The following is an 8,339-nucleotide window of genomic DNA, read 5'->3' on the forward strand; positions in this document are numbered from 1 at the left end:
GAGATGGCCCACTAGCTGCCCTCCAGCCCGATCTCCGCCATCAGCGCGGCGGCTTCCTCGAGGATCACAGCCTCGGCCGAGCCGCCCTGGATCGGCACCCGCCCCATCTCGAGCAGCAGCGGCGCGGCCAGCGGCGTCACGGTCTCTGCCGCGACATGCCGGATGCGCCCGGCCGAGCGCGCCAGCATCTCCTCGATGCGGCCGAAATCCACCAGCCCGCGCAGCGCCTCCTCGCGGGTGATGTCGAGCAGCAGATGGTCCGGGTCATAGCGGCGCAGCGTGTCGTAGAGGATGTCGGAGGAGAAGCTGACCTGCCGCCCGGTCTTGCGCCGCCCCATCGGCTGGCGCTCGATCAGCCCGGCGACGATGGCGACATTGCGGAAGGTGCGCTTCATCACCGCGTTGGATGCGAGCCAGTCCTCGAAGCCCTCGCGCAGCCCCTCGGCGGCGAGCAGCGGCGCCGGGTCCGCCACCTCGCGGAGCCCCCAGAGCATCACCGCGTAGTCGGTGGCGACGAAGCCGAGCGGCGCCAGCCCGGCCGCCTCCATCCGCCGCGACAGGATCAGCCCCAGCGTCTGGCAGGCGTTGCGCCCGGCGAAGGCATAGACCACGAGATGCCAGCGGCCGGCGCGCGGGAAGGTCTCGACCAGCAGCCGCTCGCGCCCCGGCAGCGCCGAGCGCGCCCGCTGCAGCTCCAGCCAGTCGCGCGTGTGCCCGGGCAGGCGGCCCCACTCGGCGGGGTCGGACAGCATCTCCATCACCCTGTGCGAGAGCCGCACCGAGGTGGCCAGCTTGGTGCCGGCGAAGACCGCGATCTTCGGCTCGCGCGAGGTGGCGGGGGAGACCTGCAGGGTCAGCTCGCGCATGCCCTCGTAGCGCACCACGCGGCCGCCGATCAGGAAGGTGTCGCCGGGCGTGAGGGTGGCGGCGAAGGCCTCCTCGACCTCGCCGATGCGCGGGCCGCCGCGCCGGCCCATCTGCACCGAGAGCGTCTCGGAGCCGACGATGGTGCCGGCATTCATCCGCAGCCGCTGTGCCTGGCGCGGGTCGCGGAGCTGCCAGCGCCCGTCCGGCCCCTGGCGCAGCCGCTGCCACTGGTCATAGGCGCGCAGCGCGTAGCCGCCGGTGGCGCAGAAGTCGAGGCAGCGGTCGAAGGCGGCGCGGGTGAGCCCGGCATAGGCGCCGGCGGCCTGTACCTCGGCGAACAGCGCGTCGGCCGAGAAGGGCCCGGCGCAGGCGGTCAGCAGGATGTGCTGGGCCAGCACGTCGCGCCCGCCGGGGGGCAGTGCGCCGCCATCGAGCCGCCCGGCCCGCACGCCGTCGAGCGCGGCATGGCATTCCAGCACCTCGAAGCGGTTGGCCGGCACCAGCACCGCCTTCGAGGCCAGATCGTAGCGGTGATTCGCCCGGCCGATCCGCTGCACCAGCCGCGCCACCGCCTTCGGCGCGCCGACCTGCACCACGAGATCGACATCGCCCCAGTCGAGCCCGAGATCGAGCGAGGCGGTGGCGACCACGGCGCGCAGCGCGCCCGCCGCCATCGCCGCCTCGACGCGGGCCCGCGCCTCGCGCCCGAGCGAGCCGTGATGCAGGCCGATCGGCAGGTCGTCGGCGTTCTCCGCCCAGAGCGCCTGGAAGAAGAGCTCGGCCTGCGCGCGGGTGTTGATGAAGACGATGGAGGTGCGGTGCGCGGCGATCAGCGCCATCACCGCCCGCGCCGAATAGCGCCCGCCCATGCCGGACCAGGGCGGGTCGCCGGCATCCTCGAGGATCGCGATCTCGGCCATCGGCCCCGGCGGCGCGTGCAGGATCTCGGCCGGGCGCTCGGGCGCCAGCCAGCGGGCGATGGCGGCGGGGTCCTCCACCGTGGCGGAGAGGCCGATGCGCCGGTGGCCGGGGGCGAGGCGGGCCAGCCGCGCGAGGCAGAGCGAGAGCTGGTCGCCGCGCTTGGTGCCGGCGAGCGCGTGGATCTCGTCGATCACCACGCGGGCGAGGCCGGCGAAGAGCCGCGGCGCCTCCGGCTGCGAGAGCAGCAGCGCCAGGCTCTCGGGCGTGGTCAGCAGGATCTGCGGCGGGTCGGCGCGCTGGCGCCGGCGGCGCGACTGCGCGGTGTCGCCGGTGCGTTCCTCGATGCGGATCCCGAGGCCCATCTCCGCGACGGGGGTGCCGAGATTGCGGGCGATGTCGGCGGCGAGCGCCTTCAGCGGCGAGATGTAGAGCGTGTGGAGCCCCGGCGCGGGGCGCGCCGCCAGCTCGGTCAGCGAGGGCAGGAAGCCGGCCAGCGTCTTGCCGGCCCCGGTCGGCGCGATCAGCAGCGCCGCCGGCGCGTCGCAGGCCAGCAGCGCGCGCTGGTGCGGATGGGGCTCCCAGCCGCGGCCGGCGAACCAGCCGGCGAAGGGCTCCGGAAGGGGGGTGGCGGCGCTCATGGGCGGGAGGCTAGCCGGTCCGCGCGCCCGGGGCGAGCCGCCCCCGGCTCACACCGAGAGCTGGAACTTGCCGATCGCCTTCAGCGCCTTCTCGGCCTTGTTCCATTCCTTCCTGGCGGCATCGGTCAGCGCCGCGTCGATGGCGGAATACTGGTCCTCGGCCTTCTTCTTCAGCTTCGCCGCCTCGGCCACCAGGGTCTTCTGGCGCAGCACGTCGTTGCGCCTGGCGCAGGCGTTGAACTCGCTCTCCACCGTCTTGAGCTGCTCCAGCGTCTTCACGTGGCGGACATAGCCCTCGATCATCCGGTCGATGGACTTCTCCAGCCGGTCCCAGGCATAGGCCAGCGTCTCGGCCGCCTCCTCGCACAGGGTGCCGGCCTCGTCGAAGTTCTCCTCGACCTTCTCGGAGGCCCTGACGCCGTCGTCGAGCTCCTTCTCGCGGTCCTTGTGCAGCCTGGCGATGTCGCCATGCGGCCATTTCACGCCGACGATGAAGAGCTTGATCATCGCCTTCACCTCGTTGCCGGCGATGCCGTCGGCGGACATCCCCGCCTTCTTCTGGAAGCGCCGCAGCGCCGCGTCGGTCTTCGGCCCGAAATCGCCGTCGAGCTTCAGCTTGGGGGTCTCGCGGAGGGCCTTGTTGATGCCCTCCTGCAGCTTGCGGACCTCGCCGCCCTTCGCGCCCTTTCTGAGTGCCGCCATGGTTCCGTCCTCCTTGGCTCGGGATCTCTCTCGGACCCCTAGCTAGGCGACGGATGTATCCCCTTGGCGTTGCCGCGGGCGGGCGCGGGTTTCAATTGTTGCAGCCGCCCTCAGCGCGTCACCAGCCCGAGCGGCATGGCGGAGAGCGGCTCGGCGCCGCGCGCGCCCACCAGCGAGGTGCGGCCGAGGCACATCGCGGTCTGCGTCGGGCTCTCCATCAGGATCATGTGGATGAAGATCACCATGCCGGGGCGGATCTCCGCCGGCGCGCCCTCGTAGAGCATCTGGTCCTCCATCCAGGACGGGGCGAAGCGGGCGCCCAGCGAATAGCCGCAGGCGTTGAGCCGGTGCTGGCCGAGGCCGTGGCCGTCGAGCACCCGGGCATGGGCGTCGAACACGTCGCCGAGCCGGCCGCCGGGGGTCAGCGCCGCCTCGCAGGCCGCCAGCGCCTCCTCCGCCGCTGCCTGCAGCGCGCGATGCCGCGGCGTGGGCTCGCCGACCACAACGGTCTTCATCAGCGCAGAATGATAGTGTTTCGAGACGCCGGCCCATTCCAGCGTGATCTGGTCCCGCGCCCCGAGCTGCCGCCGCCCGGCCTGGTAGCGGCAGAGCAGCGCCGCCGCGCCGGAGCCGACGATGAACTCGTTGGCCGGGTAGTCGCCGCCTTCGGCGAGCACCGCGTTCTGCATGGCGGCGAGCACCGCGGCCTCCCCGGCGCCGGGGCCGATCGCCGCCAGCCCGGCCTCCCAGGCCAGGTCGCCGAGCCGCGCCGCCTCGCGCACATGGGCGATCTCGGCCGGGGATTTCACCAGCCGCAGCCCGGAGATCAGGTCCGAGGCCTCGACCAGATCCGGCACCCGCGCCGCCACCGCCGCGCCGTTGGCATGGGTCAGCCCGTGGGTCCGGGTCTCCCAGCCGATGCGCCGGCCGGCGAGGCCGAGGCTGCCGAGCAGCGCCGCCAGGTCGTCCGCCGGCTGCGCGCCGGCCCGGTCGCGCCAGACCCGGATGTCGGCGATCGTCGAGGTCAGCTCGGCCTGGCGCAGATCCGCCGAGCGGGTCAGCAGCACCGGCTCGCGCTCCGAGATCACCAGGCACTGGAAGAAGCAGAAGCCGAAGGTGTCGTAGCCGGTCAGCCAGTACTGGCTCTCCGGCGAGAACACGAGCAGCGCGTCGAGGCCGCGCGCCGCCATCTCGGCGCGGGTGCGGGCGAGGCGGTCGGCGAACTCCTCGGCGGTGAAATGCAGCATCTGGGGGCCTTTCGCTGGGGCCGGTACGGGGAGGGGCGGTGCGGGCAGGCCCGGATCGGGATAGTCGGAGCGCCGGGCCGGCGCGTCAACCCTGCGCGGCGGGATCTGCCGGGCCCCGAGTGCGGCCGGCAGCGGGCCCGGCGCCGCCGGCTCCTGCGCCGCCCGCCCGCCGCCCGGCGCGGTCCCGCCGCCGCGAAGGGTCATGCCCATGAACTCCCGCGAAAGAGGATCGCCCCGGCGACGCGGGAGAGCGGAACCTGCCGGCGGCGCCGCCCGCGCCGGCGATGCGCCGCCCGGTGCGGAGGCCGAGCCCCGAGGGCGGGGCGAATGCGCCCGGGCGCAGGGCCGCAGAGACAGGCGGCAATGGCCGCGGCCGGCACCGGGAGCCATGCCCCCGGCTCGGGCACCAGCGCCGCACCGAGCGCGGTCGCAGTGGGCAGCGGCGCGGTCGGCCGGGCCTGGCCGGCGCCCATATCCTCTACCGCGAAGGCCGGCCTACGGTCCCGGGCTCCGGGCTCGGGGGCGGGCTCGAGGCGCGCCTATCCGGGCAGCGCGATGGCGGCGACGAGGCGGCCGTAGTCCGGCGCCCCCTCATGCGTGGCGCGGCGATAGGAGAAGAACCGTGCCGGGTCGCGATAGGTGCAGTGGCCGGTCCATTCCGCCTCGACCCCGGCGCCGCGGAGCCGCGAGAGCGCGTAGGACGGCAGGTCGAACCGCGCCCGACCTCCGTCGCCGCCGGCGAAGAAGCGGGCGTTCTCCGGGTCCTCGTCGAGGAAGCGCTCGAGGAATTCCGGGCCGACCTCGTAGGCGGCCTGGCTGATCGTCGGGCCGATGGCGGCGCGGATGCGCTCGCGCCGGGCGCCGAGGCCGATCATCCGGTCGAGCGCCGCCTCGAGCACGCCGTCGAGCGCGCCGCGCCAGCCGGCATGGGCGGCGCCGACGACGCCGGCCGCCGGGTCGGCCAGCAGCACCGGCGCGCAATCCGCCGTCAGGATGCCGAGGGCGATGCCGGGGGTGGCGGAGGCCATGGCGTCGGCGCGCGGGGTCTCGCCGGCCCAGGGGCCTGCCACCGCCACCGCATCGGCCGAATGCACCTGCGCGACGGTGACGAGGCCGCCGGCGCCGAGATGCGCGGCGATGCGGGCGCGGTTCTCCGCCACCGCGGCGGCATCGTCGTCCGAGCCCTGCCCGCCGTTGAGGCTCTCGTAGAGGCCGGTGGAGACCCCGCCGGCGCGGGTGAAGAAGCCGTGCGGCAGCGGCGCCAGGCCGGCGGCGCGAAGCGGGGAAAGGGCGGCGGTGTCGGGTGTCTGGCTCATGGGCGCTCCTCGGCGGTCGGGCCCGGGAAGCCGGGCGGCGGGCCGGCGGCGGCCCAGCCCGGCGCGCGGATGCCGAGCACGCGGAACAGCCTCCCCATCCGCTCCGGCGCGGTCAACCGCTCGAGCGCCTCGGCGATCTCCGCGGCCCGGTCGGGGCGCCTGCCGGCCAGCGCCGCGGCGCGGGCGCCGATGCCCATCGCCGCGAGGAAGGCGCCCTGCGTGCCGTGCCGCACCTCGAGCCCGGAGAACCGCGCCGCCAGGGCGGGGAAGTCGATCAGCCAGGTGAGATCGGCCTCGCCGGGGCTCTCCAGCGCGTCGACCCGGGCATGCGCGCGCACCGCCTGCAGGGTCCAGCCCGGCGGGCGCGGGCGGTCATAGCCATAGTCGATCACCAGCGCGGCGCCGCCATCCGCGCGGAGCCGGGCGGCGATGGCATCGGCCACCTCCTCCGCCGCCGCCGAGCGCTCGACCCAGGCGCCGGGCGCCGCCCCCGGCCCCCCCGGCAGCACCGGCGAGAGCCCCCAGGCGAGGCGGCCCTCGGCCAGCCCGAGCACCCGCTCGCGCCAGCCCTCCGGGCTCGCGATGAACTGGCGCACCGGCAGCGCGTCGAAGAACTCGTTGGCGATCAGCAGCATCGGCCCGGCCGGCACCGCCTCGAGCCGGTCGGCCCAGCGGGCCTCGGGGTGGCGCGCCGCCTGCTCGGCCCGCAGCGCCGGCGAGGTCTCGACGAACCAGGTCTCGGCGCGCAGCCCCGCCGCCGCCATGGCGCGCCGCGCATCGGTCATCAGCGTGCCGCGGCCGGGGCCGAGCTCGACCAGCCGCACCCCCTCGGGCCGCCCGGCCGAGGCCCAGGCGGCGGCGCACCAGAGCCCCACCATCTCGCCGAACATCTGCGAGATCTCCGGCGCGGTGACGAAATCGCCGGCCCGCCCCAGCGGGTCGCGGCGCATGTAGTAGCCGTGCTCGGGATGGCCGAGGCAGAGCGCCATGTAGGCGGCGGTGCTGATCGGCCCCTCGGCGGCGATCTGCGCCCGGATCAGCCGCTCGAGCGGGGTCACGCGCCGCCCGTGCCGCCCGTGCCGCCCGCATCGGCGGCGGCGGTGCGGGCCGCCCGGCGCTGCGCCCAGAGGATGATCGCGATGCCCGCCGCGATCATCGGCAGCGAGAGGATCTGCCCCATGGTCAGCCCCCAGGCATCCGCGGTGTCGCCGAAGCGCCAGAACTGGCCGTTGGGGTTGGTCGCGGTAACGAACTCGGCATTGCCCTGCCGGAAGTTCTCGACGATGCAGCGCGCCAGCCCGTAGCCGAGGGCGAAGACCCCGATCATCGTGCCCGGGCGCTTGAGCTGGCCGCGGCGGAGCGCCAGCCACCACATCACGAGGAACAGCACCAGCCCCTCGAGCAGCGCCTCGTAGATCTGGCTCGGATGGCGGGGAAACGCGTCGGCGGCGGGGAAGACCATGGCCCAGGGCACCTCGGTCGGCCGGCCCCAGAGCTCGCCGTTGATGAAATTGGCGATGCGGCCGAAGAACAGCCCCGGCGGGGTCGCCAGCGCCACCGCGTCGCCGACCTGGATCACCGGCAGCCCGCGGCTCCGGCAATAGAGCACGACGCCGAGGATCACGCCGAGAAAGCCGCCATGGAACGACATCCCGCCCTGCCAGATCTGCAGCGCCTCCATCGGATGCGCGAGATAATAGGCGGGGTTGTAGAACAGCACGAAGCCCAGCCGCCCGCCCAGCACCACGCCGAGCACCATCCAGGTGAGGATCTCCTCGGGCTGCGCGGTGGTCATCGGCGCCCGGTTCGCCGGCCAGAGCGCCGGGCGCTTCATCAGCCGGATCATCAGCCAGCAGCCGATCACCAGCCCCGCCAGATAGGCCAGCGCATACCAGCGCAGCGAGAGCTCCATGCCGAACGCCGTGACGGTGAAGAGCGCGGGGTCGAACTCCGGAAACGGCAGGACGCGGGTCATGGCTCCTCCTGTTGCGCGCCCGATCTCTGCGGGCGCGGCGCGGCGCTGTCAAGGCGCGGGCCGGGGTACGGGCCGGGGCACGGGCCGGGGCGCGCGGCGGCGGCGCTGCCGCCGGCCGGGGCCGCAGGCTCCGGATCGCCCGGCAGCGCCGCGCCGGCGGGCCATTTCACGATCCCGTGCGGGTCGTCCCCGGCGCGCCGGGCGGCGTCTCCGGGGCGCCCGGGCCCGGCCCGGGGTGGGGCTCGCCCGCGCGCTCTCCGCCGGGGCCGCCGTCGCCGCGGGCGGCCGGCGTCCGGCGGGCGCATCGCCCGAAGGCTGCCGGTGGCGGCGCGGCGCGTTCCCCTGACCTTCGGGATAGGGTGCGAGGCGCCGGGGGCGGGGCTGCCGGGGCGGCGACCCTGCCCGCGCGGGATATCCTCGATCCCGCCGGCCCAGGCGCCGCCCGTCGGCCCGGGCGCGCCCCCGCGCTGGACGGCCCCCGGCACTGAGGGACCGGCGTGCCCCCCGCGCCGGGCGGCCCCCGGCACTGAGAGACCGCGCCCCCCCGCGCCGGGCGGGCCGGGCCGCGGCGCTGGTGCCGGGCGCCCCGGCGCCGCTCGACGTGCTGGTGCCGGCCTTCATGCTGTCCGAGCTCGAGCGCGGCTACGAGGTCGGCTTCCTGATCTTCCTGCCC

6 protein-coding genes and 1 pseudogene are annotated in these 8,339 nt (G+C 75.3%); 1 reads left to right on the forward strand and 6 read right to left on the reverse strand.

Annotated elements, in window-relative coordinates:
- Positions 1 to 11 precede the first annotated feature (11 nt).
- From QSJ97_RS14390 to lgt, 6 genes are all read right to left on the reverse strand, one after another.
- A complete protein-coding gene (locus QSJ97_RS14390) occupies positions 12 to 2,426 on the reverse strand; it encodes a ligase-associated DNA damage response DEXH box helicase (RefSeq protein WP_285672476.1) in 2,415 nt (804 codons plus the stop codon).
- 48 nt (positions 2,427 to 2,474) lie between these two features.
- Positions 2,475 to 3,128, reverse strand: a complete 654-nt coding sequence (locus QSJ97_RS14395) for a peptidoglycan-binding domain-containing protein (protein ID WP_285672477.1) — start codon at positions 3,126 to 3,128, stop codon at positions 2,475 to 2,477.
- A 110-nt stretch (positions 3,129 to 3,238) separates the two neighbouring features.
- On the reverse strand, positions 3,239 to 4,375 hold the full coding sequence (locus QSJ97_RS14400; protein WP_285672478.1) for a M24 family metallopeptidase: 1,137 nt from the start codon (positions 4,373 to 4,375) through the stop codon (positions 3,239 to 3,241).
- Between the two features lie 539 nt (positions 4,376 to 4,914).
- Positions 4,915 to 5,691, reverse strand: coding sequence for a peptidoglycan editing factor PgeF (gene pgeF / locus QSJ97_RS14405; RefSeq protein WP_285672479.1), 777 nt, complete (start codon positions 5,689 to 5,691; stop codon positions 4,915 to 4,917).
- Positions 5,688 to 6,749: a class I SAM-dependent methyltransferase gene (locus QSJ97_RS14410; RefSeq protein ID WP_285672480.1), complete on the reverse strand. Its 1,062-nt coding sequence runs from the start codon at positions 6,747 to 6,749 to the stop codon at positions 5,688 to 5,690. The genes pgeF and QSJ97_RS14410 overlap by 4 nt, the downstream gene beginning before the upstream one ends.
- The gene (lgt, locus tag QSJ97_RS14415) at positions 6,746 to 7,666 is read right to left on the reverse strand and encodes a prolipoprotein diacylglyceryl transferase (protein ID WP_285672481.1); all 921 of its coding nucleotides are present in this window, start codon (positions 7,664 to 7,666) and stop codon (positions 6,746 to 6,748) included. The genes QSJ97_RS14410 and lgt overlap by 4 nt, the downstream gene beginning before the upstream one ends.
- Positions 7,667 to 8,267: 601 nt before the next feature.
- On the opposite strand from lgt, the pseudogene QSJ97_RS14420 reads away from it, so the two are divergent.
- Positions 8,268 to 8,339 (forward strand): annotated as a pseudogene (locus QSJ97_RS14420) (flagellar type III secretion system pore protein FliP); the annotation flags it as partial.

Origin of the sequence: Paralimibaculum aggregatum (genome assembly GCF_030270585.1) — a bacterium.
GTDB classification, from domain to species: Bacteria; Pseudomonadota; Alphaproteobacteria; order Rhodobacterales; family Rhodobacteraceae; genus Thermohalobaculum; species Thermohalobaculum aggregatum.

What these genes read in the sequence shown, in the direction of transcription:
- QSJ97_RS14390 (WP_285672476.1), bottom strand. Translation starts at nt 2,426, where the DNA reads ATGAGCGCCGCCACCCCCCTTCCGGAGCCCTTCGCCGGCTGGTTCGCC.
- QSJ97_RS14395 (WP_285672477.1), bottom strand. Translation starts at nt 3,128, where the DNA reads ATGGCGGCACTCAGAAAGGGCGCGAAGGGCGGCGAGGTCCGCAAGCTG.
- QSJ97_RS14400 (WP_285672478.1), bottom strand. Translation starts at nt 4,375, where the DNA reads ATGCTGCATTTCACCGCCGAGGAGTTCGCCGACCGCCTCGCCCGCACC.
- pgeF (WP_285672479.1), bottom strand. Translation starts at nt 5,691, where the DNA reads ATGAGCCAGACACCCGACACCGCCGCCCTTTCCCCGCTTCGCGCCGCC.
- lgt (WP_285672481.1), bottom strand. Translation starts at nt 7,666, where the DNA reads ATGACCCGCGTCCTGCCGTTTCCGGAGTTCGACCCCGCGCTCTTCACC.